At 70.9% G+C, this 26,642-nt stretch carries 25 protein-coding genes; 20 read left to right on the forward strand and 5 right to left on the reverse strand.

Features of this window, described 5'->3' with window-relative positions; all coding sequences use genetic code 11:
- Positions 1 to 47: 47 nt before the first annotated feature.
- The 10 genes from QRY02_RS38570 to QRY02_RS38615 all read left to right on the forward strand — a co-directional run bounded on the left by QRY02_RS38570 (position 48) and on the right by QRY02_RS38615 (position 10,935).
- Complete coding sequence (locus QRY02_RS38570; RefSeq protein ID WP_285987679.1) at positions 48 to 767, forward strand: acyl-ACP--UDP-N-acetylglucosamine O-acyltransferase family protein; 720 nt, start codon at positions 48 to 50, stop codon at positions 765 to 767.
- Between the two features lie 11 nt (positions 768 to 778).
- Positions 779 to 1,024, forward strand: coding sequence for an acyl carrier protein (locus QRY02_RS38575; protein ID WP_285987680.1), 246 nt, complete (start codon positions 779 to 781; stop codon positions 1,022 to 1,024).
- The gene (locus QRY02_RS38580) at positions 1,017 to 1,748 is read left to right on the forward strand and encodes an SDR family NAD(P)-dependent oxidoreductase (protein WP_285987681.1); all 732 of its coding nucleotides are present in this window, start codon (positions 1,017 to 1,019) and stop codon (positions 1,746 to 1,748) included. Before QRY02_RS38575 ends, QRY02_RS38580 begins: the two co-directional genes overlap by 8 nt.
- Positions 1,745 to 3,139, forward strand: a complete 1,395-nt coding sequence (locus QRY02_RS38585) for an AMP-binding protein (RefSeq protein WP_285987682.1) — start codon at positions 1,745 to 1,747, stop codon at positions 3,137 to 3,139. Before QRY02_RS38580 ends, QRY02_RS38585 begins: the two co-directional genes overlap by 4 nt.
- Positions 3,136 to 4,188: a LuxE/PaaK family acyltransferase gene (locus QRY02_RS38590; RefSeq protein ID WP_285987683.1), complete on the forward strand. Its 1,053-nt coding sequence runs from the start codon at positions 3,136 to 3,138 to the stop codon at positions 4,186 to 4,188. The genes QRY02_RS38585 and QRY02_RS38590 overlap by 4 nt, the downstream gene beginning before the upstream one ends.
- Positions 4,185 to 5,426 carry an acyl-CoA reductase gene (locus QRY02_RS38595; protein ID WP_285987684.1) on the forward strand — a complete coding sequence of 414 codons (1,242 nt, stop codon included), beginning with the start codon at positions 4,185 to 4,187 and terminating at the stop codon, positions 5,424 to 5,426. The genes QRY02_RS38590 and QRY02_RS38595 overlap by 4 nt, the downstream gene beginning before the upstream one ends.
- Before the next feature lie 11 nt (positions 5,427 to 5,437).
- Positions 5,438 to 6,406, forward strand: coding sequence for a lysylphosphatidylglycerol synthase transmembrane domain-containing protein (locus QRY02_RS38600; RefSeq protein WP_285987685.1), 969 nt, complete (start codon positions 5,438 to 5,440; stop codon positions 6,404 to 6,406).
- Between the two features lie 516 nt (positions 6,407 to 6,922).
- Positions 6,923 to 8,761 (forward strand): DUF8728 domain-containing protein, encoded by a 1,839-nt coding sequence (locus tag QRY02_RS38605; RefSeq protein WP_285987686.1) that lies wholly within the window; start codon positions 6,923 to 6,925, stop codon positions 8,759 to 8,761.
- Positions 8,758 to 10,197, forward strand: coding sequence for a glycan biosynthesis hexose transferase WsfD (wsfD, locus tag QRY02_RS38610; protein WP_285987687.1), 1,440 nt, complete (start codon positions 8,758 to 8,760; stop codon positions 10,195 to 10,197). Before QRY02_RS38605 ends, wsfD begins: the two co-directional genes overlap by 4 nt.
- Before the next feature lie 9 nt (positions 10,198 to 10,206).
- Entirely contained in the window at positions 10,207 to 10,935 is a 729-nt protein-coding gene (locus tag QRY02_RS38615) for a lysophospholipid acyltransferase family protein (protein ID WP_285987688.1), read from the forward strand.
- A gap of 56 nt (positions 10,936 to 10,991) precedes the next feature.
- Here QRY02_RS38615 and QRY02_RS38620 read toward each other — a convergent pair whose 3' ends face one another.
- On the reverse strand, positions 10,992 to 11,789 hold the full coding sequence (locus tag QRY02_RS38620) for an HAD family hydrolase (RefSeq protein ID WP_285994044.1): 798 nt from the start codon (positions 11,787 to 11,789) through the stop codon (positions 10,992 to 10,994).
- Between the two features lie 96 nt (positions 11,790 to 11,885).
- On the opposite strand from QRY02_RS38620, the gene QRY02_RS38625 reads away from it, so the two are divergent.
- Complete coding sequence (locus tag QRY02_RS38625) at positions 11,886 to 12,767, forward strand: LLM class flavin-dependent oxidoreductase (RefSeq protein ID WP_285987689.1); 882 nt, start codon at positions 11,886 to 11,888, stop codon at positions 12,765 to 12,767.
- A gap of 139 nt (positions 12,768 to 12,906) precedes the next feature.
- Here QRY02_RS38625 and QRY02_RS38630 read toward each other — a convergent pair whose 3' ends face one another.
- The gene (locus QRY02_RS38630) at positions 12,907 to 14,916 is read right to left on the reverse strand and encodes a DUF6541 family protein (RefSeq protein WP_285987690.1); all 2,010 of its coding nucleotides are present in this window, start codon (positions 14,914 to 14,916) and stop codon (positions 12,907 to 12,909) included.
- A gap of 79 nt (positions 14,917 to 14,995) precedes the next feature.
- Here QRY02_RS38630 and glf point away from each other — a divergent pair, with 79 nt between their 5' ends.
- The 6 genes from glf (at position 14,996) to QRY02_RS38660 (ending at position 20,631) form a co-directional block, all read left to right on the forward strand.
- Positions 14,996 to 16,219: a UDP-galactopyranose mutase gene (gene glf, locus QRY02_RS38635; RefSeq protein ID WP_285987691.1), complete on the forward strand. Its 1,224-nt coding sequence runs from the start codon at positions 14,996 to 14,998 to the stop codon at positions 16,217 to 16,219.
- The gene (locus QRY02_RS38640) at positions 16,212 to 16,730 is read left to right on the forward strand and encodes a phosphatase PAP2 family protein (protein ID WP_285987692.1); all 519 of its coding nucleotides are present in this window, start codon (positions 16,212 to 16,214) and stop codon (positions 16,728 to 16,730) included. The genes glf and QRY02_RS38640 overlap by 8 nt, the downstream gene beginning before the upstream one ends.
- Positions 16,727 to 17,692 carry a decaprenyl-phosphate phosphoribosyltransferase gene (locus tag QRY02_RS38645; protein WP_285987693.1) on the forward strand — a complete coding sequence of 322 codons (966 nt, stop codon included), beginning with the start codon at positions 16,727 to 16,729 and terminating at the stop codon, positions 17,690 to 17,692. The genes QRY02_RS38640 and QRY02_RS38645 overlap by 4 nt, the downstream gene beginning before the upstream one ends.
- Before the next feature lie 107 nt (positions 17,693 to 17,799).
- Positions 17,800 to 18,414, forward strand: a complete 615-nt coding sequence (locus QRY02_RS38650; RefSeq protein ID WP_285987694.1) for a hypothetical protein — start codon at positions 17,800 to 17,802, stop codon at positions 18,412 to 18,414.
- Positions 18,415 to 18,519: 105 nt separating this feature from the next.
- Positions 18,520 to 20,037: a hypothetical protein gene (locus QRY02_RS38655; RefSeq protein ID WP_285987695.1), complete on the forward strand. Its 1,518-nt coding sequence runs from the start codon at positions 18,520 to 18,522 to the stop codon at positions 20,035 to 20,037.
- Between the two features lie 15 nt (positions 20,038 to 20,052).
- Positions 20,053 to 20,631, forward strand: a complete 579-nt coding sequence (locus QRY02_RS38660; RefSeq protein ID WP_285987696.1) for a hypothetical protein — start codon at positions 20,053 to 20,055, stop codon at positions 20,629 to 20,631.
- A 2-nt stretch (positions 20,632 to 20,633) separates the two neighbouring features.
- Here the strand turns inward: QRY02_RS38660 and dprE2 are convergent, their stop codons facing one another.
- Together dprE2 and dprE1 are read right to left on the reverse strand one after the other, a co-directional pair.
- Positions 20,634 to 21,389: a decaprenylphospho-beta-D-erythro-pentofuranosid-2-ulose 2-reductase gene (dprE2, locus tag QRY02_RS38665; protein ID WP_285987697.1), complete on the reverse strand. Its 756-nt coding sequence runs from the start codon at positions 21,387 to 21,389 to the stop codon at positions 20,634 to 20,636.
- Complete coding sequence (gene dprE1 / locus QRY02_RS38670; RefSeq protein WP_285994045.1) at positions 21,386 to 22,720, reverse strand: decaprenylphosphoryl-beta-D-ribose oxidase; 1,335 nt, start codon at positions 22,718 to 22,720, stop codon at positions 21,386 to 21,388. The genes dprE2 and dprE1 overlap by 4 nt, the downstream gene beginning before the upstream one ends.
- A gap of 161 nt (positions 22,721 to 22,881) precedes the next feature.
- Here dprE1 and QRY02_RS38675 point away from each other — a divergent pair, with 161 nt between their 5' ends.
- Both QRY02_RS38675 and QRY02_RS38680 read left to right on the forward strand, forming a co-directional pair.
- Positions 22,882 to 23,349: a GtrA family protein gene (locus tag QRY02_RS38675; RefSeq protein WP_285987698.1), complete on the forward strand. Its 468-nt coding sequence runs from the start codon at positions 22,882 to 22,884 to the stop codon at positions 23,347 to 23,349.
- Between the two features lie 8 nt (positions 23,350 to 23,357).
- A complete protein-coding gene (locus tag QRY02_RS38680; protein WP_285987699.1) occupies positions 23,358 to 25,277 on the forward strand; it encodes a glycosyltransferase in 1,920 nt (639 codons plus the stop codon).
- Positions 25,278 to 25,326: 49 nt separating this feature from the next.
- Here the strand turns inward: QRY02_RS38680 and QRY02_RS38685 are convergent, their stop codons facing one another.
- Positions 25,327 to 25,572, reverse strand: coding sequence for a hypothetical protein (locus QRY02_RS38685; protein WP_285987700.1), 246 nt, complete (start codon positions 25,570 to 25,572; stop codon positions 25,327 to 25,329).
- Between the two features lie 238 nt (positions 25,573 to 25,810).
- Here QRY02_RS38685 and QRY02_RS38690 point away from each other — a divergent pair, with 238 nt between their 5' ends.
- Positions 25,811 to 26,572, forward strand: coding sequence for an ESX secretion-associated protein EspG (locus QRY02_RS38690; RefSeq protein WP_285987701.1), 762 nt, complete (start codon positions 25,811 to 25,813; stop codon positions 26,570 to 26,572).
- Positions 26,573 to 26,642: the final 70 nt, after the last annotated feature.

The following is a 26,642-nucleotide window of genomic DNA, read 5'->3' on the forward strand; positions in this document are numbered from 1 at the left end:
GCGTTAGCACGCTTAATACCCAGCCGCCGACGAACGGATACCCGCCCGTGGCCAACCGCATCCACCCGACCGCCGTCATCGGCGAAGGCGTCGAGCTCGGTGACGACAACGTCATCGGGCCGTTCGCCGTGCTCGCCGGGCCGGTCCGGATCGGCGACGGGAACTGGATCGGCCCGCACGTGACGATCGGCACGCCCGGCGAAGACCGCAGCCGCCCGCACCCGGCGGCCTGGAGCGACGCACCGACCGGTGACCCGGACCACGACGGCCACGGCGTCGTCATCGGCAGCCGCAACCGGATCCGCGAATACGTGAGTGTCCACCAAGGGACCTGGCGGACAACGACGGTCGGCAGCGACGGCTACTACCTCCGCAACTCCCACATCGCGCACGACTGCCTGGTCGGCGACGGCGTGACGATCGCCTCCAACGCCGTCACCGGTGGCCACTGCCACATCTGGGACGGCGCGAACCTCGGCATGGGCGCGATCCTGCACCAGAAGGTCGTGATCGGGCCCGGCGCGATGATCGGGATGGGCTCGGCGGTGCGGCGCGAGATCGGCGCGTTCACCATCGCCGTCGGCAACCCGGCCCGCGTCACCGGCGTCAACGTGGTGGGCCTGTCCCGCCGCGGTCTCGACGAGGAGACGATCGAGGCGCTCGGGCCGTGGCTGAAGGGCAAGGAAGGTCTCCCGGACGTCACGCTGCCCGGCGACCTCTCTACCTTGGTAAAGGCGTGGGACGCCCGCCCGCGCGAAGAGCACTAGGAGTCGTGAACATGGCGGATGTCGCCCCCAAGCTGCGTGAGGTCTTCGTCGAGGCGCTGGACCTCGACGGGGCTGTGGACGTCGAGAACCTGAAGTACCGCGACATCGAGGCGTGGGACTCGGTCGGTCACATGGCGCTGGTCGCGGCCATCGAGGACGAGTTCGACGTCGAGTTCGACACCGACCAGGTCATCGACATGTCGAGTTTCAAGGTCGCCGTGGACATGGTCACCGAGCTCCAGTCGAAGAATGACTGATTTGTCGGGTCGCGTCGCGCTCGTCACCGGCGGGACGCGGGGGATCGGCCTGGCCACCGCCCGCGCTTTGGTGGAGTCGGGCGCGACGGTGGTCCTCACCGGCCGGGACGAGTCCCGCGCCAAAGAGGCCGCGGCCGCCGCGGGTGCGGCGGCCGGGCTCGCCCTCGACGTCACCGACGCCAAGGCGGTGTCTTCGCTGGTCCGGGGCGTGGCCAAGGAGCACGGCAAGCTGGACATCGTCGTCGCGAACGCCGGGATCATGGAGGACGCGCTCCTCGGGATGATCAAGGAAGAGCTCGTCGACACGACGCTGAGCACGAACGTGGCCGGCACGCTGCACACCGTCCAGGCCGCGGCCCGGGCGATGATGCGCAAGAAGACCGGCTCGATCGTGGTGCTCGCCTCGATCGTCGGCGAGTACGGAAGCGCTGGTCAGACCGTGTATGCGGCGTCGAAGGCGGCGGTGGCGAACATCGCGCGTTCGGCGGCGAAGGAGCTCGGCCGGTCCGGCATCCGGGTCAACGCGGTCGCGCCGGGCGTGATCGAGACCGACCTGACCGCGGGCCTGAGCGAGGACGCGAAGACGGAGAACGCCGGCCGGACGCCGCTCGGGCGGCTCGGCCGGGCGGAAGACGTGGCGAACGCGATCCGGTTCCTGGTGAGTGATGAAGCGTCCTTCATCACCGGCCAGGTGCTGGGCGTCGACGGAGGCTTGGTGTTGTGACGCTGTTGGGTGCGGGAGCCCGGCTGGTCGATGTGGCCGGGGGCCGCACGCTGGCGGGCGCGGAACTGTCGGCCGGGGTCGGCAAGCGGATGGACGAGCTGGCGGCGCTGCCCGCCGGCGTCGTCTTCGCGCGGATGTCGGTCGACCTGCCGAGCGTGCTGACCTACCTGGGCGCGTTCGAATCCGGCCGGCCGATCGCGCTGATCGACCCGGCGCTGGACGCCGACGTGCTGGCCGAACTGGTTTCGCGCTTCCGGCCGGTGGCGGTGCTGTCGGCGTCCGGCGACGCGCCTTCCGGGTACACCACGAGCGGCGATGACTGGGTCCGCGACTCGGCCGACGGCGTCCGACCGCACCCCGACCTCGCCGTCCTGCTCCCGACCAGCGGGTCCACCGGCAACCCGAAGCTCGTCCGGCTCTCGCGGCAGGCGATCCTGGCCAACGCCGACGCCATCGCGCAGGTGCTGCACATCGACGCCGACGAGGTCGCGCCCACCTGCCTGCCGCTGCACTACAGCTACGGCCTGTCCGTGCTGAACTCGCACCTGGTGCGGGACGCGACCATCGTGATCGAGCCGTCGGGCGTGCTCGGCCGCGGCTTCTGGGACGCGGTGAGCACCTACGGCGTCACGTCGCTTTCGGGCGTCCCGTACCACTACGAAATGCTGCGGCGGCTCAAGTTCGACCCCGCGAAGTACCCGACGCTGCGGACGTTGACGCAGGCCGGCGGGAAGCTGCGCGACGAGCTGATCGCCGAGTTCAACGACAAGATGCTCGCCGTCGGCGGCCGGATGTACGTCATGTACGGCCAGACCGAGGCGTCGCCGCGGATGACGACGGTGCCCGCCGACCGGCTGGCCGAAAAGCTCGGTTCCGCCGGGCCGGCGTTGCCGGGCGGGAAGTTTTCGGTCCGCCGGGACGACGGCTCGGAGACCACGCACCCGAAAATCGTCGGTGAGGTCGTCTACCGTGGGCCCAACGTGATGATGGGCTATGCGGACGACGAGTCCGGACTGGCCAAGGGCGACGAATTCGGTGGCGTGCTGGCCACCGGTGACCTCGGGTACCTCGACCAGGAGGGGTACCTGTTCATCACCGGCCGGCTCAAGCGCATCGGCAAGGTCTTCGGCAACCGCGTCAGCCTCGACGACCTCGAGCAGGCCGCGCGCACGGCGGCGGTGGGGATCGACGTGGTGGCGGCCGTGGCCGCCGGCGACAAGGTCGTGCTGTTCGCCGAGGGTGTCGACAAGGACATCTGCAAGGACGCGTCGCGGGCGCTGTCCGAACGGCTGCACCTGCACGTCAGCGGGTTCGACGTCCGCCCGATCGACACCGTGCCGCTGCTGGCCAGCGGCAAGATCGACTACCGGACCTTGGAGGGGCGGGTATGAGTGTGTTCACGCGGTCGCAGGCCGACCGGGAAGCTTTGCTGCTGCCCGAGCTCGCGGACCTGACGGCCCACCACCGGGCGAACTCCGAGGGCTACGACCGGATCCTGGCCTCGCTGGGGATCGCGCCTTCCGCGTCGTTCGGCGCGATCGCCGACCTGCCGTGGCTGCCGGTGCGGATGTTCAAGACGCACGACCTGAAGTCGGTCCCGGACAGCGAGGTGTTCAAGACGCTGACGTCGTCGGGCACCACCGGCGCCGGCGCGTCGCGGATCTACCTCGACAAGGAAGCGGCGGCCGCGCAGACCAAGCAGCTGGGCGCGACGCTGCAGGAGGTCCTCGGCGGCGAGCGGCTGCCGATGCTGATGGTCGACACCATCGGCATCATCAAGAACCGCCGCTCGTTCTCGGCACGTGGCGCGGGCGTGCTCGGCATGGCGAACTTCGGCCGGAAGCACACGTACGTGCTCGACGAGAACGACGAGCCGGACGTCGAAGCGGTCAAGAAGTTCCTGGCCGAGTACGGCGACAAGCCGTTCCTGATCTTCGGCTTCACCTTCATGGTGTGGCTGTACCTCTACGAGGTCGCGCGTGACCACGGGCTCGACCTGTCCAACGGCATCCTGATCCACAGCGGTGGCTGGAAGAAGCTGATCGACCGCGCGGTCGACAACACCGAGTTCCGGCGGCGGTTCGAAGAGGACACCGGGCTCACCCGGATCCACAACTACTACGGGATGATCGAGCAGATCGGCACCGTGTTCCTCGAAGGGCCGTCCGGGAATTCGCTGTACTGCCCGGACTTCGCCGACGTCGTCATCCGCAACCCGGAGACGTGGGAGGAGCAGCCGGTCGGGGAGCCGGGCGTGATCGAGGTCGTCTCGACGCTGCCGCGGTCCTACCCCGGGCACGTGCTGCTCACCGAAGACCTCGGCGTGTACAACGGCATCGACGACGGCGACTGGCCCGGCAAGCACTTCTCCGTGCTCGGCCGGCTGCCCAAGGCCGAGGCCCGCGGCTGCTCGGACACCTTCTCGGGAGCGGCGGCATGAGTCTCACCCAGCGATTCCCCGCCTCGGCGCCGATCGAGGTCGGTGCCCTGGTCGAGGAGCTGCGCGCGGCGCCGCCCGGTGGCCGGTTGCGCGTGGGCGACCCGCGGGTCGTCGAGTTCGTCACGAAGTTCGCGCGCAAGCTGCTGGCCCCGGCCACCGCGCGCCGGTTCCCGGAGCTGGCGTCGCTCGGCTTCTTCCTGCGCAAGGGCGAGATCGCCAAAGCGCTGTCCACACTGGACACTTCGGGCACCGCGCTGTGGTTCCCGCGCGGGCTGGTGTTCCACGTGCCGCCGGCGAACGTCGACACGATCTTCGTCTACTCGTGGGCACTGTCGGCGCTGGCGGGCAACCACAACGTCGTCCGGGTCTCGTCGCGTTCGGCGGGTGCCGCGGAGGCGGTGCTGGAGGCGCTGAACGCCGCACTGTCCGAAGTGGACCCAGCGACCGCGGCCGCCATCACGGCCACGCAGCGCATGGTGACCTACGACCGCAGCGACGAGGTGAGCGGCACGCTGTCCCTGGCCGCCGACCTGCGGGTCATCTGGGGTGGCGACGGCTCGGTCGCGGCCCTGCGCAAGTACCCGCTCGCGCCGCACGCGCGTGACCTGACGTTCCCGGACCGCTCGTCGTTCGCCGTCGCGTCGGTGGCCGGCTGGCAGCGGGCGTCCGAAGCAGAGCGCCGCGCGGCCGCCGAGGGCTTCTACAACGACTCGTACTGGTTCGACCAGGCCGCCTGCTCGTCGCCGCGCGCGGTGTTCTGGGTCGGCGACGAGGCCGGCGCCCGGGCCGCGGGCAGCGAGTTCCGCGCCCTGCTGGCGGCGGTGCTGGAGACGAAGCAGCACGTCACCGAGCCCGCGATGGCGATCCAGAAGCGCGTCTCGGCGTACGGTGCGGCGGCCGACGGACTGGTCAAGGAGATCGCGTTCCAGGGCAACGGCCTGGCCACGCTCGAGCTGACCGACCCGGCGGTGCTGCCGCGCGAGTGGCTCGGCGCCGGCACGTTCGCCAACGCGCGCGTGTCCGCGCTGGCCGACCTGGTGCCGATCGTGCTCCGCAAGGACCAGACGGTCAGCCAGTTCGGCTTCACGGCCGAGGAGCTGACGGCGTTCGCGCACGAGCTCGCGGGCCGCGGCGTCGACCGGATCGTGCCGTTCGGCTCCGCCCTGACCTTCTCGGCGGTGTGGGACGGCTACGATCTGCTGTCCGAGTTCAGCCGCCTGGTCACGGTGCAGGTCTGAGGAGAGCGTCGATGACGACCGTTGAGGACCTGCCGGCGGCCGGCAAGCAGCCGAAGTCCACCAAGGCGAAGATCCTCGACGTCGTCCGGTGGGTGGCGATCCTGCTGGTCATCGGCGTCGCGGCGAAGCAGCTGGCGGCCAATTGGGGCGAGTTCTGGCACACCCTGCGTGACGTCGCGTGGGAGTCGTCGCTGCTGAGCCTGGCCGCCCTGGTCGCGGCCATCCTGGTGTCGACCTGGGGCTGGCAGATGATGGCCGACGACCTCGGCGAGCCGATCGGCTACGCCCGCGGTGCGCAGATCTGCCTGGTCGGCTCGCTCGGCAAGTACGTGCCGGGCTCGGTCTGGGCGTACCTGCTGCAGATGGAGCTGGGCCGCAAGGCGGGCCTGGCCCGCGCCCGGATCTTCACCGGCTCCCTGATCCAGCTCGGCGTGGGTGTGGTGTCGGCGCTGGTGGTGTCGCTCCTGGCGGCGCCCGCGGTGTTCAGCAACAGCCCGCGCGCGTTGTGGCTGTTCGTGCTCATCCCGCTCGGCCTGGCGATGCTGCACCCGAAGATCCTCACCTGGGGCACCTCGCTCGTCCTGCGGATCCTCCGCCGTCCACCGCTGCGGCACCCGCTGGGCTGGCGGGTGATCGGGAAGGTCTTCGGCGCTTCGACGGCGGCGTGGTGCCTGCAGGGCGTCCACCTGTGGCTGCTGGCCAACTCGGTGGGCACGCCGGGCCTCAGCGGCTTCGTGCTGTGCGTGGGCGCGATGGCCGTGGCGATGACGGTGGGCACGTTCGCGTTCATCCTCCCCAGCGGTGTCGGCGTCCGCGAGGTGGCCCAGGTCGCGGTCCTCACGGCCAGCGGCCTGACCGTCGGCCAGGCCACGGCCTTCGCGGTGGCCTCCCGCGTGATGTTCACGGTGGCGGACCTCCTGACGGCCGGCTTCGCGGCCGTGGCCGCCCGTTCGGTCCGCCCGGCGGCGACCCCCGCCTGACCGGTTGTCCACAGGGCTTGCGCACATGTGGACAACTCGCCCGCCCATCCGGCCGATCCCGGCTGATAAGGGCGGCCGGCTTCGGCGGCTGGTTTTCCCGGAATGACCTGAAGGGTGCTCAGCCGGCGCACTACCGCGCGATCCGTCGAACAGTTTCGAAAGCGGTTCGCCGGCGGCACCGCGCCCACGAGTGGGGAAATTTCACCGAAATACCCGGCGACCGGTCGAATTCCCGCCAAAGCGCAAGTCTGCGCGGTTCCGGCAGCTCCGGGTGCCGCGGCGAACAGCAGGTGCACCGTGCCCACGCTTTTCCAGGACGTCACTTCAACTGTCGGAGGTGCCACCCGATCGGGCTATTCTGGGCGGTGAATCTCTGTGATCGACTGTCGCCGGCGAAGTGATCCATCCCCAATTCGGGCCCGTGCTCGGTCCACGGGAAACGCCTCGCGGCCGATGACCGATAACCTGGCCGGGGACCGGGCCGGGCGGGTGCGGTGACGAGGTGAAGGGGGCCGGGTGGTCTACGCGGTCGTGGTGGCGTGGCTGGTCGTCGCCGCGATCGTGGTCGTGACCTGGCACCGCCTCGACACCGAACGCGGCTGGCGCGCCTTCGTCCTCATCCTCACGCTCGGCCTTTCCCTGCTGCACCAGCTGCTGTTCGCGACCGTCACCGAGGACGCGCTCGTCACCTTCCGCTACGCGCAGAACATCGCCGACGGCAACGGCCCGGTCTTCAACCCCGGCGAACGCGTCGAGGGCTACACGAACTTCTGCTGGCTGGTGCTGGTCGCCCTGCCGCGCGCTGCGTTCGGCGCCGACGTCCGCACCACGGCGGTCGTCTTCGGGGTCCTCGCCGCGCTCGGCTGCGTGCTCGTGTCCTGCTTCCTGGTCAACCGGATCGTCGCCGTGGCCGCCCCGGACGGCGCCGGGCCGCGGCCGGCGATCGGCGTCGCCGCCGCGGTGCTCACCGCGAGCGCCGGCGGACTCGCCGTGTACGGGGCCTCGGGCTCCGAGGTCCCGCTGTTCGTGCTGCTCGTTCTCGCCACCTGCTACGCGCTCGCCGCGCGTCGCCCGGTCGTCGCCGGGGTGCTCGTCGCCTTCGCCGTCATGACCAGCCCGGAAGGCCTGGTGGTCGCCGTGCTGGCCGGCCTGTGGCTCGTCGGCGCCGCGCTCAAGCGGAGGCACAGCTGGTGGGCGCCGGTGGGGTACGCGCAGGGCGCGCTGGTCTTCCTGATCCCGCGGCTGGCCTGGCGCGCGACGTTCTACCAGCACTTCCTCCCCGCCCCGCTGGCCGCGAAGCTCGGCGGCCCACTCGCCGCGCGCCTCGCGGCCGGCTGGCCGTACCTGTCCGGGTTCGCACTGGCGCACCAGGGTTTCCTGCTGCTGGGGCTGGTCGCCGCGGTCGCGCTGGTGCTGCGTCGCACCGAAACCGCGGCTCGAGGATTGCGGGCGGCGGGGCTCGCGGCCGGGGGTGAAGGCCCGGCCGGCGCAGCTGCGGTCCGGGGGTTCCGGGTGGTGGAGCCCGCGGCCGGGGGCGAAACTCCGGTGGGCGCGGCTGCGGTTCGGGTGGCGGGGCCCGCGGCCGGGGGCGAAGCCGCGGTCGGCGCAGCTTTCGAGGCGAGGGCCCTGCTCTGGTTGTTGTTCGCGATGGCCGCCGGGCTGGCCGTGGCCGCGGTGCTCGTCGGCGGTGACCCGGGCCCGTCGTGGCGGCTGCTGGCCCCGCTGCCGCCGCTGCTCGCCGTCGCGGCCGCGGGGGCGTACGGCGTGCTGACCGTGGACGTCGTGGCCAAGCCGTCGCCGCGGCCGAAGCCGTGGCCCGCCGGGGCGCGGCTGGTGCCGGTGACCGCCTGCGGGCTGGCCGGGATCGCGGTCCTCGTCTCGGTGTTCAGCCCGGAGATGCTCGACCGCGTCCGCGTCTGGCACTCGCACGGCACCGAGCTCGCCGAAATCGGCGGCTGGCTGGGCGACTACCTGCCGCCCGGGTCGGTGGTCAGCGCCGCGGCGCCCGGCGCGCTCGCCGCCCGCGGCAGCCAGCTGTTCATCATCGACGTCCTCGGCCGCACCGACGACCACATCGCCCGCGAAGGACGGCACGACGGCGGCATCGCGACCGACTACGACTACGTCGTCAACGGCCGCCGCCCGACCGTCGCCGTGCCCGCCGACGGCGGCTACGACGACCGCCAGCACTGCGCGATCGACCCGGTGTACGCGGGCAAGTACGAGGTCGCGACCTTCCGCCGCGTCGGCACGCCCTACTGGGTGTCGGTGTACCCGCGGGCGGAACAGGCGAAGTCGCTGGTCGCCGACCTCGACAAGGGTCCGGACTTCCGCTACGTACCCTGTCCTTCGTGAAGCTCGAGGCCCCCGACCGGCAGCTGAGCGCCGAGGCGCGGCTCGGGATCGAGGTGTTCGGCGCGTCGCTCGCCCTGTTCGTGGTGCGGTTCCTGGTGCCGCGGCCGGTCGCGATGTCCAACAACGGCGACGGCGGCCGCGTGCTGTGCGGCGCCGGGATCACCTGGAAGGGCCTGCCCGAGCCGTTCGTCCACCTCGCCTACACGCCCGCGCCGGGGGCGACGCCGTGCCGCCCGACGTACCTGCTCACGCAGAGCTGGCTCGCGGACCTGGCCGTCCGGATCGGCAGGCTGATCGGCCTCCACGGCACGCTGAGCCTCGTCATCCTGGGCCTGCTGAGCAGCGTCGTCGCCGCGGCGGCGATCACGGCGATCGTGCGCGGCCTGCCGCACCCGCGCCGGACCCGGCTTTTCGTGGCGGCCGGGCTGCTGCTGGTCGTCGCGGATTCGGCTTTCTTCGGCTACTTCGCGGCGATCCTCGGCGAAGGCGCGGCCTTCCTCGGCCTGCTGCTCGCCGTCGGTGGCCTGCTCCTGACCGCGCGCGAGGGCCGGTGGAGCTACGCGGGCATGGCGGTGACGTTCGTGGGCGGCGTCCTGGCGGTGAACGCCAAGGTCCAGACGCTGATCATCCTGCCGATCTTCGCGCTGGCGATCCTGCTGGTCCGGCCGGGTGCACTGCGCGGAGCCAAGCGGTGGGCGTCGGCGGCGCTGGTCATCGGCGCGATCGGCGCTGTCACGCTCTACGCGCAGCAGAGCGTCGAGCCGGCGCGCGCACCCGACGGCACGTACACCGAGTTCCCGGGTGACGACTCGCGCGAGATCAACGTCTTCAACTCGATCTTCCTCAACATCGTCGACGGGAAGCACGACAGCCGGGCCGACCTGGCCGAGCTCGGGCTGCCGCCGTCGTTCGCGCAGTACGCGGGCAACGGCTGGTGGCACCCCCACCCGGCGACGATGGACCCGCTGTACCCGCAGTACCGCGACCGGATCAGCCGCCGGAACGTCGTGACGTACTTCGCGACCCACCCCGGCCGGACGCTGCAAGTGCTGGACCGCGCCGCGACCGACCAGCTCACCGCGCGCCCGGACTACCTCGGCAGCTTCGACCAGAGCGCCGGGTTCCCGCCGCACGCGCAGGAGTACCGGGTGCCGGTGGTGTCGTGGCTGACCGGCCTGATCGCCCCGCTCGGGTTGTTCGCGCTGGTGCCGATCTGGCTGTTCGTCCTGGTCAGGGCGTGGTTGCAGCGCCGGGCCGCGCTCGGGGTCGTGCTGGCTTTCCTGTTCGCCGTCTCGGTGACGCAGTTCGGGACGGCGGCGCTGGGCGACGGCATCGAGGGCATCAAGCACCAGTCCGTCGCGCTGTTCACGATCCTGCTCGCGCTCGTATTGTGTTCTTCCCCGCTGAACCGCCGTTCCGAACCTACGGTCCCGTAACCTTGCCGGATGGCTGACCTGGTGTACCCGCCCGTGATCGCGGCGGCCCGGACGATGTTCCGGGTACTCGACAACCGCATCCGGATCGACGGCGCGGAGCACATCCCGCGCCGCGGCGGCGCGGTCATCGCGTGCAACCACATCAGCTACCTCGACTTCATCTTCTGCGGGCTCGGGGCGCGCCCGGCCAAGCGGCTGACGCGGTTCATGGCGAAGAAGGAGATCTTCGACAACCGCATCGCCGGGCCGCTGATGCGCGGGATGCACCACATCTCCGTCGACCGGTCCGCCGGGCTCGGCTCCTACCGCGAGGCGCTCGGGAAGCTGCAGGCCGGCGAGGTCGTGGGGGTCTTCCCCGAAGCCACCATCAGCCAGTCGTTCACCGTCAAGGAGATCAAGTCGGGTGCCGTCCGGATGGGCGCGGCGGCCGGTGTCCCGGTCGTCCCGATGGCGTTGTGGGGCAGCCAGCGGCTCTGGACGAAGGGCCGGCCGAAGGACCTGACCCGCCGGCACGTGCCGATCTCGATCCTCATCGGTGAGCCGATGCACCCGGCGAAGGGCGACGACTGGGACGTCGTCACGAAGGAGCTGCGCACCCGGATGAGCGCGCTGCTCGACCGCGCCCAGGCCGAGTACCCCGACCAGCCGGCGTCCGACGAAGAACGCTGGTGGCTGCCCGCCCACCTGGGCGGCACGGCGCCGACCCCGGCCGAAGCGGCCGAGCTCGACCGGCTGTGACATCCGGGGCTTCGCCCCGGGCCGGGGGCTCCGCCACCCGGACCCCCGCAAGACGGCTAGAACCAGCGCTCGAGGACCTGCGCGACGCCGTCCTCACCGGCCGGGCCGGTGACCTCGTCGGCCACCGCGAGCAGCTGCGGGTGCCCGTCCTGCATCGCGACGCCGTGGCCGGCCCAGCGGAGCATCTCGACGTCGTTGGGCATGTCGCCGAACGCGATCACCTGCCCGGGCTCGACCCCCAGCCGCTCGGCGACGTCGGCGAGGCCGGTCGCCTTGGTGATGCCGTGCGCGGACAGCTCGACCAGGCCACCCGACGACGAATACGTCACGTCGACGTCCCGGTCGAACAGCGCGTTCACCCCGTCCGCCATCTCTTCCGACGACATCCCGCGGTGGCTGACCAGCAGCTTGATCGCCGGGTGCCCGAGCACCTCGGCCCGCGGCGCGGTGCGGCCTTCGCCGTCGCCCCACGGGTTGTGGTAGTCCGGCTCGATCACGAAGTTGCGCATCTCGTGGTCGGCACCGGTGCTGACGCGCTCGGTGGCCAGCCGGCAGCCGGGCAGGGCCTTGTCCAGTGCGTGCGCGATGTCGTGGAGCAGCTCGGGCCGCAGCAGGCCGTGCACCGCGACGACCTCCTCGCGGCCGCAGTCGTACAGGACGGCGCCGTTCGCGCACACGGCGTACCCGGTCAGCTCGAGGGGCCCGGCCACGGGCGCGATCCAGCGCGGCGGGCGTCCGGTGGCCAGCACGAACGGCACCCCCGCCTCGATCGCCCGGCGGACGGTCGCGATCGTGCGGCCGGTCAGGGATTCGGAGGGGCCGAGCAGGGTGCCGTCGACGTCGGACGCGATCAACTGGGGTCTCTCCACTCGGCCATTGTCCCTGACTCGTTCGGGCGAAGCCTTCCCCGTCCGTGCGACGGCCGGTGGTAACCGATAGCGTCCGGAATCGTGCGAGTAGGCATCGTCATTCTTCCGGAAGATCGTTGGTGGGCCGCCGAGCCGAAGTGGCGCGCCGCCGAGGAGTACGGCTTCGACCACGCCTGGACCTACGACCACCTGGGTTGGCGCAACCTGGTCGACGGCCCGTGGTTCTCCGCCGTCCCGACCCTGACCGCGGCGGCGATGGTGACGTCCCGCATCCGGCTCGGCACGTTCGTCGCGTCCCCGGTCGCCCGGCACCCCGTCCCGTTCATGCGCGAGCTGAACACCCTCGACGACGTCTCCGACGGCCGGCTGGTCCTCGGCGTCGGCGCGGGCGTCGACCACCGCCACTACGACGGCGCCGTGCTCGACGGGCCCGAGCTGACCCCCAAACAGCGCGTGGACCGCTTCACCGAGTTCGTCGAAGCGCTCGACGGGCTGCTGATGACCGACAAGTTCGACTTCGACGGCGAGTACTACCGGGCGCGCGAGGCCCGCAACCTGCCGGGCCCGGTCCAGCGGCCGCGGCTGCCGTTCGTCGTCGCGGCGAACGGACCGCGCACGATGACCCTCGCCGCGCGCTTCGGCGCGGGCTGGGTGACCACCGGCAAGGGCGGCGAGACCGCCGACGAGTGGTGGGCGGGGATCAGGGAGCTCACCGAGGTCTTCGACCAGCGGCTGGACGCGGTGGGCCGCGAGCGGGCGAGCATCCAGCGGCACCTCAGCCTGGACGCGTCGCCGGTCTTTTCGCTGAGCAGCGTGGAGGCGTTCCGCGACGCGGTGGGCCGGGCGCGGGAGCTGGGCTTCACCGACGTCATCTCGCACTGGCCGCGGTCGTCGTCGCCCTACGAGGGCCGGGAAGCCGTCCTGGAGCAGGTCGCGAGCGACGTCCTGCCGGAGCTTCACTAGTCCGAACGAGTGACTTCGAGGTGATCGGTCAACCGATTGCTGCCTCTGCGGCGTCGGTACTTGCAAGTCGAGGCGAAGTCACCCCGGGGGTGCGGGGGCCCTCGTGGCCGCGGAGGGGCGCCGCGGCCACGAGGGCGTTCTACTTCACGATCCGGTAGATCACCGCGCCCGGGTTCCGGTACACGACTTCGAGGAAGTCGTGCCCGTCCAGGTGCTGCAGGCCCCACGCGATCGGCGTGTCCCGGCGGATGGTGCCGCTGCCCACCAGCACGTAGTGGACGTTCAGCCGTCGAACGGCCGCGCGCACCTGCGGGTCGCTGTCGTAGTCGGCGAAGTGCTGGGCCAGGTAGAGGGCGTCCGGCGGGGCCACGCCCGCGTCGTAGTGGCCGGCGACCGGGTGCACGCCGGTCAGGGCGTACAGCCAGGCCGTGCCGTCGAGCCGGTCGTTGAGCACCTTCTGGTCGGCGGGGATGCCGAGCGTGCCGAGGTGGTCCATCGCGTCGATCTCGTCCTGGCTGACCGGCGGGACCACCTCGCCGGGCAGGCCGTTGTAGTAGAGCAGCGACACCGTCTTGGCGTTGGCCGCGCGGTAGAAGCCGCCGGTCAGCACCCCCATCGCGACGACGAGCAGCACCGCCGTCGCCAGGCCGACCCGGCCGGTCAGCCACGGCCGCGCGCGCACCCACGCGCGTCCGCTCGCCAGCTTCGCCAGCCGGCGCTGGGCTTCGCTCATGCCGTGCGCGGCGAGCAGGCACATCGGGATCGACGCCAGCGCCATCAGCCGGAACCGGTCGTTCCACCAGGGCCGCGACAGGCTGATCACCCAGTCTTCGCCGCCGAAGCACGCGACGACCACGAACAGCGCCGACAGCCCGAGCGCCGAAAGCACCACCCAGCGCATCCGCCGCAGGGCCCCCAGCGTCAGGACGCCGATCGCGAGGAACACCGTCAGCCAGATCTGCGGCACCGGGAGCACCTGCTTGAACGTCGCCAGCATCGCCAGCGCCTTCCACACCGGCATGTGCGAGCCCCAGGCGTGGTACGGGTACGAGCCGGACGTGAAGCCGATCGCGCCGAGGATCATCGGCGCGGCCAGCAGCCCGGCCGCCACCATCACCGGCAGCACCCGCAGGACGTCGCCACCGACGACCCGCCAGGCGCGCCTGCCCTCGGGGACGCCGTCGACCCGGCGGCCGCGCAGTGCCCGGTACCAGCGCTGCACCACCAGCGGGAACGCGAACAGGATCGCCCCGAACAGCGCGCTCGAGTGCGCGGCGAGCAGGCCGGTCGCGCTCAGTGCGAGCACCGCACCGGTGTCCACCCCCGGCCGCACGACGAACCGCTGCAGCCCGATCACCGCCAGCGGCGTCAGCACGATGCCGAGCGCGAACGGCAGCAGGCCGCTCGACACCGACTCGTACGCCCCGGTCGTCGCGCCGCCCGCGACCAGCGCGGCGCTGCCCGCGAACACCGCGCGACCGCCGAGCTGGCGCACCAAAGCGGCCATGGCCAGCGCGAACAGCCCGGCGATGGGCATCGTGATCGCGTTCAGCGTGACCGGGATCGACGTCCCGGACAGCTCGTAGACCAGGGCGCCGACCAGGTGGTAGGCGTTCGGGTAGAAGGAGCCGGCGGGGTACCAGTTGATCGTACCCATGCCGGTCAGGGAGCCGTCGCCGGTCTCGGCGATGTAGCGGATGCCGTTCGCGTGGAAGACGGTGTCCCAGCGCTGGAACACCGCCGTCGTCCCGCCGCGGCCGGTGACCACCACGGCGACCGACACGGCGACGGCGATCGTGACGCAGGCCCCGACGGCCAGGTGCGCCCGGCGTGTCCAGGGCTCCGCCGGTTCCTCGGCGCCCGGGGTGGACCAGCCGCGCGCGGTGAAGAGCCGGCGCAGGCCGTAGAGCACGGCGGCGAGCAGCAGCGTGCACGCGGCGACGCTGAGCGAGCCGTAGAGGATGCGGGCGATGGCCAGCCACGGACCGGCCAGGCCGGTGATGGCGTAGCTGAGCAGCGGCGCGAGCCCGGCCAGGGCCCAGCCGCGCAGGCCGGCGGCCCAGCCGACGACCCCGCCGGGGACCGCCAGCACGGCCAGGTAGGTGGCCACCGCGCCGAAGTAGCTCCAGAAGTCCTCGGGTGCAGGCACTGCTTTCCAGGTGTGTCGTGGGCCGAAATGTGATAGTCGGGTGCGGGCCGGGTCAGCGACCCCCGTACCCTCGACGCCCGTGAGCGCGCACACGAACCCCGCCAAGATTACTGAAGACGATTTCGCAGGTTACGACCTCGTCGTCGTCGGGTCCGGTTTCTTCGGCCTGACCGTCGCCGAACGGGCCGCGGCCGAGCTGGGCAAGAAGGTCCTCATCCTCGAGCGGCGCAGCCACCTCGGCGGCAACGCGTACTCGGAGCCCGACCCGGAGACCGGGATCGAGGTGCACAAGTACGGGGCGCACCTGTTCCACACCTCGAACAAGCGGGTGTGGGAGTACGTGAACCGGTTCACCGAGTTCACGAACTACCAGCACCGCGTCTTCGCGCGGGTCAAGGACCAGGTCTACTCGTTCCCGATGAACCTGGCCCTGATCAACCAGTTCTTCGGCAAGTCGCACACCCCCGACGAGGCCCGCGAGCTCATCGCGAAGCAGTCGTCGGAGTTCGAGACCAGCGCCGCGCAGAACCTCGAGGAGAAGGCGATCTCGCTGGTCGGCCGCCCCCTCTACGAGGCGTTCATCCGCGGTTACACGGCGAAGCAGTGGGAGAACGACCCCAAGAACCTGGGCGAGAACATCATCACCCGCCTGCCGGTCCGTTACAACTTCGACAACCGGTACTTCAACGACACCTACGAGGGCCTGCCCGTCAACGGGTACACCGCGTGGCTCGAGAAGATGGCCGAGTACGAGAACATCGAGATCCGGCTGAACGTCGACTACTTCGACGTCCGCGAGCACATCCCGGCGGGCACCCCGACGGTCTACACCGGGCCGCTGGACCGCTACTTCGGCTACTCGGCGGGCCGGTTCACCTGGCGCACCGTCGACTTCGAGTCCGAGGTCGCCCAGACGGGTGACTTCCAGGGCACCTCGGTCGTCAACTACAACGACCAGGAAGTCCCGTACACCCGGATCATCGAGTTCCGCCACTTCCACCCGGAGCGGGACTACCCCAAGGACAAGACGGTCATCTTCCGCGAGTACTCCCGCTTCGCGGGCGAGGAAGACGAGCCGTACTACCCGATCAACACCCCGGAGAACCGCGAGAAGCTCGAGGCCTACCGCGAGCTGGCCAAGGCCGAGGCCCGCGAGAAGAACGTCCTGTTCGGCGGCCGGCTGGGCACGTACAAGTACCTCGACATGCACATGGCCATCGGCTCGGCGCTGTCGGCGTTCGACAACAAGATCGCCCCGCACCTGACCGACGGCGCGCCGCTCGACGGGTCCCTCGATGCTTGAGAAGGGGCAGCCGACCGGAGAGGTAGCAGTCCTCGCGAAGGCCCAAGGCTTTCTGAAGAGTGAAGCTTCGGTGAAGGCCGCGCGCGGCATGTCGCACTTCGGCGAGCACGCCCTCGGCTGGTTCGGCCTGGGCCTGCTCGGCGCCGTCGCCGACAAGAAGCGGCGCAAGGACTGGCTGGTCGCGTCGGCGGGGGTCGTCGGCGCGCACGCCGCCTCCATCGCGGTGAAACGCGTGGTCAGGCGGCCGCGGCCGGACCACCCGAGCGTCGAGGTCCTGGTCGGCACGCCGAGCAGGCTGAGCTTCCCGTCGTCGCACGCGACGTCCACGACGGCGGCGGCGGTGCTCTACTCCGGATTGACCGGGCGTAATCTGGTGCCCGCCCTGGTACCGCCGATGCTCGCCTCGCGGCTCGTGCTCGGCGTTCACTATCCGACAGACGTCCTGGCCGGTGCGGCCCTCGGGGGGCTCGTCGGTGGTCTGATACGACGGAAGCTGAAGAAGAACCCATGAGCGAGACGACCGAGCAGCGCAACAGCGACGAAACGGCCGTGACCCCCCAGGCTCCGGAGACCCCGGAGACCGCGTCACGTGGTCCGTTCGGCCTGGTCGGCGGCGTCATCAAGACGGCGCGGCCGCGGCAGTGGGTGAAGAACGTCCTGGTCTTCGCGGCCCCGTTCTTCGCGTTCTCGAAGTCGACCGATCGCACCGGTCTCCTGATCGACGCGATCATCGCCTTCGTGGCCTTTTCGCTGACGGCGAGCTCGGTCTACCTCATCAACGACGCCATCGACGTCGAGGCCGACCGCGCCCACCCGACCAAGCGCAACCGGCCGATCGCGGCCGGGATCGTGCCGGTCCCCGTCGCGTACGGGGCCGCGGTCGTGTTCTTCCTGGCCGGCCTCGGCGTGTCGTTCCTGGCCAGCTGGCAGCTGGCGGTCGTGCTGGGCGTCTACGAGGCCGTCCAGCTCGGCTACTGCTTCGGCCTCAAGCACCAGCCGGTGGTCGACCTGGCCATCGTCGGCTCGGGCTTCCTGATGCGTTCGATCGCCGGCGGCGTCGCGGGCGGCATCGCGCTTTCGCAGTGGTTCCTGCTGGTCACGGCGTTCGGCTCGCTGTTCATGGTGGCGGGCAAGCGCTACGCGGAGATCATGCTGTTCGAGCGAACGGGCGCGAAGATCCGCTCGTCGCTGAAGAAGTACTCGGCCAGCTACCTGCGGTTCGTCTGGGCGACGTCGGCGGCGATCCTGATCATGTCGTACTGCCTGTGGGCGTTCGAGATCCGCCAGACCGAGCACAACTCGGTGTGGGCCCTCATCTCGATGGTGCCGTTCCTGGTGGCCGTGCTGCGCTACGCGGTGGACGTCGACGGCGGCATCGCGGGCGAGCCCGAGGAGATCGCGCTCAAGGACCGCATCCTGCAGGTGCTCGGCGCGACCTGGGTGATCACCCTGTTCCTGGCGTTCTACCTGTGACTCATTGGGGATCGACAGGTTGGTTTCAGCTGGTGCACAGCTGAGCGGCGCACCCTGAGGTGGTGGGGGCGGGCACTGCGCCCGTCCCCGTGACCCCAGGAGCGACCATGAACGACCAGCCGCGCGAGGAAAAGGCCCCGGAGCGGGCCGAGCAGCCGACTGTCGAGCACCCGGCAGAGGCCGACCAGCCGACGGCGGCAACCACCACGCCCACCGAGACGTCCGGCGGCCCGGCGACGCCTGCTTCCGAGCCCGCTGTGCCGGCCGCACCCGCTGCCGACACAGCCGCAGGTCCGGCCGCGGCCGGACCCTCGGCTCCCGGCCAGGCGGCCGGAGCCGCTCCGGCCGACCAGCCCGCCGACCCCACCGCCGTCCACGGCCGGCAGCCACCGCCCCAGCCCGGTCCCGGTCAGCCCTACGGCCACTGGGGCCCGCCCCCAGCGGCCCCACGGCAGCCCGGCGGGTTCCGGCGGTTCGTCGGTCACCGGGCCACCCAGCTCGTCGGCGTCGGGGTGCTCGGCATGCTGCTCGGCGCGACCATCGTCGGCGGGATCGCCGCCGCGAGCCACCACGGCCCCCGGGACGGCCGCCCCGGCATCCACCGCCAGTACGACGGCCCCAACCAGGGCTTCAACGGCCACGGCCCCGGTTTCGGCGGCCGCGGCAACAACAACGGCAACCCCGGCAACCCGGGCAACTCCGGCTCCGGGGACGGCATCTGACCGACCGGCACTTGCCCGTCGAAGTGCCGGGCGGAGGCTGTGGCCTGGGCCACCCGTACCTCGCTCAGATCACAGAAGCATCACGAGCGAGGTACGGTGTCCGGGATGCGAAGCGCCTCCGCAGAACTCCCCCAAGCCGTCCGCGCGCTGCCGGCGGCCATCCCCGTCGCCCGCTCGTGGGCCTTGCCGGCGGGCGCCGCGGCCGCCTCCGCCCTCGTGTTCGCCCTGGTCAGCAGTCATCTCATCGATGACACCTACATCACGCTGTCCTACGCGAAGAACCTCGCCTTCCACGGCCACTGGGGCCTGATCGAGCAGGGGACGGCGAACACCGCGACGTCGCCGCTGAACGTCCTGGCCCTCGGCGCGGTCACGTTCGTGGTGCGCGACGCCGTGCTGGCCGCCGGCATCGTGTTCGTCGCCGCGCAGGTGCTGCTCGTGCTGGGGCTGCGCCGCCTGGGCGAGCGCACCGGCCTGCCGCCCGCGTTCGCGCCGCTGACGTTCGCGTTGCTGCTGGTCAACCCGCTGCTGCTGTCCTCGATCGGCCTGGAGGTGGCGCTCGGCGCCACCGGCGTCGTGTGGACGCTGGTCTACGCGGGGGAGCGCCGGGCCCGCCGCCTGGGCGTGGTGATCGGGCTGCTCGCACTCGTCCGGATCGACCTGCTGCTGATCGCCGCGGTGCTGTTCGCCGCCCGCCGCGAATTCTGGGCCGGCATCTGGCAGACGGCCTTCGCGGCCCTCGCCGTCACGCTGCCCTGGTTCGGGTTCAGCTGGGTGGTGCTCGGCTCGGCCGTCCCGGACACGCTCGTCATCAAGATCAGCCAGCAGTCGTGGGGACCGTTCAGCTTCACCAACGGCCCGCTGCTGTACTGGCGCAACTTCCCCGCCGCGGCCGCGCTGTCGTTCCTGCCGCTGGTACTGGCGGCCGTGGCCGGAGTGGGCTGGATCGTGCGGTACCGCCGCGGTTCCGGGACGGCCCGCCGCCTGACGCCGTTCGCGGCGCTCGCCGTCGCCGGCGCGCTGCACTACCTGGCCTACAGCCGGCTGGGCGTGCCGCCCTACCACTGGTACTACGCGCCGAGCATCATCGGCGCGACGATCTTCCTCGCCGCTTGCGCGTCGGCGGTCCCGGAGCGGGTCAGGCGCGGGACGTGGACGGTGGCCGGCGCGGTCCTCGCGGCGAGCGTCGCGGTGTACGCGCTGCCGGGCCTGCCCCGCCAGTTCGCCCCGATCACGAGCAACCACGCGTCCACGACGGAGTACCGCGAAATCGGCCACGAGCTGGCGGCGATCGCCCACGGCCGCAAGGTCGAGACGGCGGGCGAGGTCGGCGCACTGGCGTACGCGTGCGACTGCGAACTGGTCGACGAGTTCTCCGACCGGGGCGCGGTCGACCCGGCGATCACCGAGACCAAACGCCGCAGCGACGACCTCGGCCGGGCGTTGCTGGAGGCCAACTTCCACAACTTCGACCACAGCGTCGCCCCGGCCAGCCCGGACCTGGTCCTGGCGACGACCCGTCGCGCCCCACCGCCGGCCGCGCTGGCGAGCTGGCACATCGACTCACCGTGGGTGGGCAGCCAGAACCTCTACCTGGTCCCCGCCCACGCCATCGGCGGCTGAGTATCCTCGTCGGCGATGGGGGTCATCCGACGGGTTTTGCGACACGAAACCGTGCTCTTTTCGAGCATCGGGCTGCTGCTGCGCGGCCGCAGGGACGTCCCGGCCGACGGCGTGGCGCTCCCGTATGCCGGGCCGCAACGGCCGATGATCGTGGTGTTCTTCGTGGTCTCGCTCGTCGAGACCGGCGCGTTCCTGCTCGTGGACTTCGGCGCGCTCGGCACGACGCTCCTGCTGGTGGCGGAGATCTACAGCGCCGGGTGGCTGCTCGGCTACCTGGCCACGATGATCACCCGGCCGCACACCCTGTCACCCCGTGAACTCCGGGTGCGGGTCGTCGCGATGTTCGACCTGCGCGTGCCGCTCGCGGACGTTGAGAGCCTCACCCAGCGCAAGGAGACCCACCCGAGCGCGCGGACGCTCGTCTGGGGCGACGAGGAGCTGGTGATGGCGCAGAACATGGAGACGAACGTCGTCGCCGTCCTGCGTCGCCCGGTCGTCGCGACGCGGCCGCTGGGCCGGAGCGAGACCGTGCGGGTGGTGAAGTTCTACGTCGAAGACCCGGACCTCGCGGTCCGGGCCTTCGACGAAGCCTGACGTCAGATCGGAAGCTTGCGGAAGATCGGCCGCGGGACGTGCCGCAGCGCCGACATCACCAGGCGGAACGGGGCGGGCGCCCACACGAGGTCCTTGCCCGCGCGGGCCGCGCCGACGGCGATCTCGGCGACCTGCTCGGCCGTCTGGGCCAGGGGAGCGTCCTTCAGGCCCTCGGTCATCTTCGTTTTGACGTGGCCGGGGCGGACGACCGTCACCTTGCCCCCGAACGGCGCGAGGGCCTCGCCGAGGCCCAGGTAGAAGCCGTCGAAGCCGGCCTTCGTCGAGCCGTAGACGAAGTTGGACCGGCGGACCCGCTCGCCCGCCACCGACGACAGCGCGATCACCGTGCCGTGGCCCTGGACCTTGAGCTTCTCCGACAGCGCGACCCCGACCGACACCGCCGCGGTGTAGTTCACGGTGGCCAGCTCGACGGCCTTCGCGTGGTCCTGCCAGACCTCTTCCGGGTCGCCGAGCAGGCCGAACGCCACGACCGCCACGTCGATGTCGCCGCCCTCGAAGGCCTTGGCCAGCACGCCAGGGTGCGACGCCGTGTCCTTGGCGTCGAAGTCCACAGTCGACACTTCGGCGCCGCGATCCTTCAGGCGCTGGGCGGCCGCGTCGAGGCGCGGCGACGGCCGGGCGGCCAGCACGACGCGCAGCGGCTTCTCGGCCAGGTACTTCTCGGCGATCGCCAGCGCGATGTCGGACGTGCCGCCGAGCAGGAGCAGGGATTGGGGGTTGCCCACCGCGTCGATCACAGTTCGAGCCTCCGGCTCATGTCAGAGGCGAAAACGCCTTCGGGGTCGATGGAAGCGCGCACCTTGCGCCATTCTTCGAGCCGCGGGTACATCTTCGCGAACGTCTCGGGCGAGGTGCGCGAGTCCTTCGCGGTGTACAGCCGCCCGCCCAGCGCCAGGACGTCTTCGTCGAGCTCCTGGCAGAACCGGCTGAGGCCGTCCTTGATCGGGAAGTCGACGCAGACCATCCAGCCCGGGTGCGGGAACGACAGCGGCGCCGCGTTGCCCTCGCCCATGCGCTTGAAGACGTTGAGGAAGGACACGTGCCCCGACTCGGCGATCTTCCGGACGATGTTCCGCAGCGGCTCGTGCGCGTTCAGCGGTGTCGAGAACTGGTACTGCAGGAAGCCCTTGGAGCCGTAGGCGCGGTTCCACTCGCCGAACATGTCGAGCGGGTGGTAGAAGGCCGTCAGGTTCTGGATCACACCGCGGGCCGCCTTCGGCGTCTTGCGGTAGTACAGCTCGCCGATGGCGCCGAAGGTCAGCTTGTTGGCCAGGCCGTTCGGGAAGACGTCCGGCAGCGTCGCCAGCTGCGGAGCGTCGAACTTCAGCGGGTTCGCGCGCAGCTTCGGCGGCAGTTCGTCCAGCTTCGCGAGCGAGCCGCGGCCGAAAGCGGCGCGGCCGAGCTTCGAGCCGGTGGAGATCGTGTCGAACCACGCCGACGAGTACGTGTAGTTGTCGTCGGAGCCGTTGCTGACCAGCTCCAGGGTCTCGTCGAGGTTGTTCGTGCGCTCGTTGTCCGCGAGGAAGTACGCGGTCTCGGTCTTGGTCATCCGGATCCTGGCCCGGACGATGATGCCGGTGAGGCCGATGCCGGCCACGGTCGCCCAGAACAGCTCGGCGTCCGGGCCCTCCGGCGTCAGCGTGCGGATCTGCCCGTCGGCGGTGATCAGGTCCATCGACACGACGTGGTTGCCGAAGCTGCCCGCGCTGTGGTGGTTCTTGCCGTGGATGTCGTTGGCGATCGCGCCGCCGATGGTCACCTGGCGCGTGCCCGGCAGCACCGGGACCCACAGGCCGTACGGCAGCGCCTCGCGCATCAGCTGGTCGAGGCTCACCCCGGCGTCGACGTCGACGAGGGCGGTGTCCGGGTCGATCGAGTGGATCCGGTTCAGCGCCGTCATGTCCACGACGAGGCCGCCGGCGTTCTGCGCCGGGTCGCCGTAGGACCGGCCGAGGCCGCGGGCGATGACGCCGCGCTCACCGGCCTGGGCCACGGCGCGGGCGATCACCTCGACATCGGCGGTGGTCAGCACGTCGGCAATGGTCGGTGACGTCCGCGCCCAGCCCATGAGCGTGCGACGCTGTGTTTCGGGTGCTTGGGTCACCCGACCAGGGTAGCCACGCCCAACCACGCCCGGAACGTGACCCTGAAGTGCTCATCTCTACACTTTGCGCATCAAGGCACAAGCGCCCGCGCGGGTGACCATGACACAGGCGACGAGGTAATGCAGTGGTGGCGACCGATCCGCAAGCCGAGGTAACAGCTGGGCAGTCCTCCGTCGGACTGCTGGGCCAGCTCGTCCGCTTCGCCCTGATCGGCGGCTTCTGCGCCCTGGTCGACCTGGGCACCTACACGCTGCTGACCCAGCTGGCCGGGATGGCCACCTCACCGTGGGTCGACGTCGCCCGCGCTATCTCTTTCATCGTGGGCACGACCACGGCGTTCTTCCTGAACCGGAAGTTCACCTTCGCCGGCGGGCGCCGCGACGGGAAGGCGCAGGTCGGCTCGTTCGTCCTGCTCTACACCGTGACGTTCTTCGTCGCGGTCGGGGTGAACCAGCTGATGCTGAACGTGCTGCCGGAGTCCGCCTGGCAGCACACCCTGTGCTGGGCCGTGTCGCAGGCCACCGCCACCGTGATCAATTTCGTGATGCTCAAGTGGGTCGTCTTCCGCGAGCCGTCGACTGAGGAGAACTGAGGAACCACATGCCCGGTAAAACAGCCACCCCGGCGCCGACCACCGAAGCCGGCACGGCCACCGAGACGCGGTTCACCGAGCACACTCCGCAGGGCCGCCTGACGGCGCAGCGCGGGCTCTACGCCGGCCCGGCGCCGATCGTCAGCAAGGACCTGTACGCCGAGCTCGAGTGGGGCGCGGCCGTGCGGGAACGTGCGTCGATCGCCCTCGAGCCCGCCACCAAGGTCTCGGGCAACACCTACTTCGGCCGGTTCCCGGCCAGCTACTGGCAGCGCTGGACGACGGTGAGCGAGGTCTCGGTCGAGGCCGTCGTCACCGGCACCGGGCTGCTGTCGATGGGCGCCTCGGACGTCGAGGGCGAGCCCCGCGTGGTGGCCGCCGAGCAGGTCAAGGACGCCAAGCAGGCGAAGGTGTCGCTGACCGGCAAGCTGGACAAGTTCTACGACGGCGGCGCGCTCTGGCTCGACCTCGAGACCGAGGGCGGCCAGACGCTGCGCGTCGAGCAGGTCCGCTGGACCGTCGAAGCCCCGGAGAAGATCCGCCCGACCGCGGTGACCATCTGCACGATGAACCGCGCCGACGACTGCCTGAAGAACCTGCAGGCCCTCGCCGCGGACGTCTCCTCGCTGGAGACCCTGGACGCGATCTACGTCGCCGACCAGGGCACCGACCTCGTCGAGTCGCGCGACGGCTTCGAGCAGGTCGCCAAGGACCTCGCCGACAAGCTGCACTACATCAAGCAGCCGAACCTCGGCGGCGCCGGCGGCTTCACCCGCGGCCTCTTCGAGGTGGCCGGGCACACCGCGACCGAGCACGCGAACGTCCTGTTCATGGACGACGACGTCCTGCTCGAGCCGGACCTGGTGATCCGGATGACGGCGTTCTCGAACCGCGCTGCCGACCCGATCATCGTCGGCGGCCAGATGCTCAACCTGTTCCACCCGAACCAGCTGCACGTCGGCGCCGAGTACGCGCGGCTCAACACGCTCGAGCCCGGCCAGCCGGTCGAGCACTCGCTGACCACCGCCGACCTGCTCGGCGTGGACGAGGAGACGCTGAAGCCGAACCGCCAGGAACGCCGCCTCGACGCCGGCTACAACGGCTGGTGGTCGTGCCTGATCCCCTACGAGGTCGTCCAGGCCACCGGCTACCCGCTGCCGTTCTTCTTCCAGTGGGACGACGCGGAGTACTCCTACCGCGCCCGCGCGCACGGCTTCCCGACCGTCACCCTGCCGGGTGCGGGCGTGTGGCACGCGGACTTCCACATGAAGGACTGGGACGAGTGGCACCGGTACTTCAACCTGCGCAACTCGATCATCACCGCGGCCCTGCACTCGCCGTTCAACCTGAACCTGCTCGCGCGGGTGCTGATCGCGCAGCTGGTGCGCTACCTGCTCGGCATGCAGTACGGCCTGTCGGCGACGCTGATCAAGGCCGTCGAAGACTTCCTGAAGGGCCCGGAGATCCTGCGTGACGGCGGGGTCGAGGCGATGAAGGAGATCCGGCGGATCCGCGAGGACTACCCGGAGACCAAGCGCCACAAGGCGACCGACGTCCCGGGCATCGCCTCCAGCGACATCGGCATCATCAACAGCGCGCCGCGGCCGCCCCTGCAGCGCGTGGTGCTGATCCGGCGGGTGCTCGACCGGATCCTCGGCCGCAGCCGCTTCGGGCTCGGCGCGGTGCCCATCGACGAGGCCAACTGGTGGCACATCGCGCTGTTCGACACCGCCGTGGTCACCGACGCGAGCCAGGAAGGCGTCCGCGTCCGGTCCTACGACCGGGTGAAGATGTTCGCGCTGGCCAAGCAGGGCGTGAAGGTCGTCCAGCGGCTGCGCAAGGAAGGCGCGGCGGTGCAGGAGCAGTACAAGCGGGCCATGCCCGAGCTCACCTCGCGCGAGAACTGGAAGCGCCTGTACAAGCTCTGAGGTTCTTCGCGAAGGCCGTCTCACGTACGTCGTGAGGCGGCCTTCGCCGTCAGCTGTGCATGCCGAACACGGTGCTCTTGCGGGCGAGATCGTCGATGTAGGCGGCGGCGACGTGGGCGAAGTTGATCGCGACCACCGAGTCGTCCTTGGTGGTCACCGATTCGACGGCGCCGGTCTGGACGAGCTGGGCGAGCTTGCCCGCCAGCTTCCCGGATTCTTCGGTGGTCAGCGCGAACAGCAGCGGTTCGCCGCCGGTGGCGAGGTGCAGGACGAGGGCGGGTTTCGGGTCAGCCATGCGTCCATCGGACCAGCGCCGATCTTCGCCGGGCAAGCGGGTTCGCTGAGGGCAGAGCTGTCGTTTCGGGGGCTCCGGGTGGCGGAGCCCCCGCTCGGGGCGAAGCCGCGGTTGTCACAGCTGCCGTTTCGGGGGCTCCGGGTGGCGGAGCCCCCGGCTCGGGGCGAAGCCCCGGTTGTCACTGCGGTGGACTACCGTTTTCGGCGACGACCGGAAGACCCCGGGGGGGACGGAAGCGATGCCTCACTCGTTCTCGCTGTCGCTGGCAGCGGTGGACATCCTGCTGGAACAGCTCGGGCTCGGCCGCGCGCCGACGCCGTTCGAGGTCCCGCACGTCGGCACGACCGTCGAGCAGCGCGCGATGATCCGCGACGCCGTCGTCCGCGACCTGACCGGCCGCGGGCTGTGGAGCCGCGGCCGCCTCGACCCGGACGCCGAGCTGGCGCTGGCCACGTTCGTCCGCGGGAGCGTGTCCATCAACGCGGCCGCCGAGCTGGGTGACCGCCACCTGTTCGCCCGCGTCGCCTCCGACGGCCAGTTCGCGGTGCTCACCCGCCAAGAGGAGAACCTCCTCGTCTTCGAGGAGGTCCGCCCGACGGGCATCGTGCCGGCGATCGTCGACCTCCTCCCGCTGACGCCGGCCGCGCCGGGCCAGTCGGTGACGATCTCGCGGCCGGTCCAGCAGCCCCGCCACCAGCGTCGCGACGAGACGTACGACCCGTTCGCCGGCGTCAGCGCCCCGCGGTCCCCCAACGCCGGCGGTCCCCAGCTCCGCATGATCGAGCGCGTGTTCCAGGAGCCGAAGAAGCGCGTGGGCCAGTTCACGGCCCAGACCCGTGGCGGCACGTTCCCCCCGCTGGCCTGGTTCGACACCCCGAGCGGCCGCTGGCTGATGTCTTCACGCGAGGCGGCGGACGGCCAGCGCTGGATCACCTACGCCCCGGCCGACAATGCCCGGCTGGCCCAGCAGCTGTACGCCCAGCTCGAAGGCCAGTTCTGAGCCACGGGAACCCCGCACCGCGCGGCTGCGTCCGAGGTGAAGATCGGTGAACGGCCGTGGCAGAGGGTGC

The sequence above is a fragment of the Amycolatopsis sp. DG1A-15b genome, assembly GCF_030285645.1.
In the GTDB taxonomy this organism is placed as follows: domain Bacteria; phylum Actinomycetota; class Actinomycetes; order Mycobacteriales; family Pseudonocardiaceae; genus Amycolatopsis.

Coding starts and splice junctions, on each gene's coding strand:
- QRY02_RS38575 (WP_285987680.1), top strand. CDS start 779: ATGGCGGATGTCGCCCCCAAGCTGCGTGAGGTCTTCGTCGAGGCGCTG.
- QRY02_RS38580 (WP_285987681.1), top strand. CDS start 1,017: ATGACTGATTTGTCGGGTCGCGTCGCGCTCGTCACCGGCGGGACGCGG.
- QRY02_RS38590 (WP_285987683.1), top strand. CDS start 3,136: ATGAGTGTGTTCACGCGGTCGCAGGCCGACCGGGAAGCTTTGCTGCTG.
- QRY02_RS38595 (WP_285987684.1), top strand. CDS start 4,185: ATGAGTCTCACCCAGCGATTCCCCGCCTCGGCGCCGATCGAGGTCGGT.
- QRY02_RS38600 (WP_285987685.1), top strand. CDS start 5,438: ATGACGACCGTTGAGGACCTGCCGGCGGCCGGCAAGCAGCCGAAGTCC.
- QRY02_RS38615 (WP_285987688.1), top strand. CDS start 10,207: ATGGCTGACCTGGTGTACCCGCCCGTGATCGCGGCGGCCCGGACGATG.
- QRY02_RS38640 (WP_285987692.1), top strand. CDS start 16,212: ATGCTTGAGAAGGGGCAGCCGACCGGAGAGGTAGCAGTCCTCGCGAAG.
- QRY02_RS38645 (WP_285987693.1), top strand. CDS start 16,727: ATGAGCGAGACGACCGAGCAGCGCAACAGCGACGAAACGGCCGTGACC.
- QRY02_RS38650 (WP_285987694.1), top strand. CDS start 17,800: ATGAACGACCAGCCGCGCGAGGAAAAGGCCCCGGAGCGGGCCGAGCAG.
- QRY02_RS38655 (WP_285987695.1), top strand. CDS start 18,520: ATGCGAAGCGCCTCCGCAGAACTCCCCCAAGCCGTCCGCGCGCTGCCG.
- QRY02_RS38660 (WP_285987696.1), top strand. CDS start 20,053: ATGGGGGTCATCCGACGGGTTTTGCGACACGAAACCGTGCTCTTTTCG.
- dprE1 (WP_285994045.1), bottom strand. CDS start 22,720: ATGGGCTGGGCGCGGACGTCACCGACCATTGCCGACGTGCTGACCACC.
- QRY02_RS38680 (WP_285987699.1), top strand. CDS start 23,358: ATGCCCGGTAAAACAGCCACCCCGGCGCCGACCACCGAAGCCGGCACG.
- QRY02_RS38685 (WP_285987700.1), bottom strand. CDS start 25,572: ATGGCTGACCCGAAACCCGCCCTCGTCCTGCACCTCGCCACCGGCGGC.
- QRY02_RS38690 (WP_285987701.1), top strand. CDS start 25,811: ATGCCTCACTCGTTCTCGCTGTCGCTGGCAGCGGTGGACATCCTGCTG.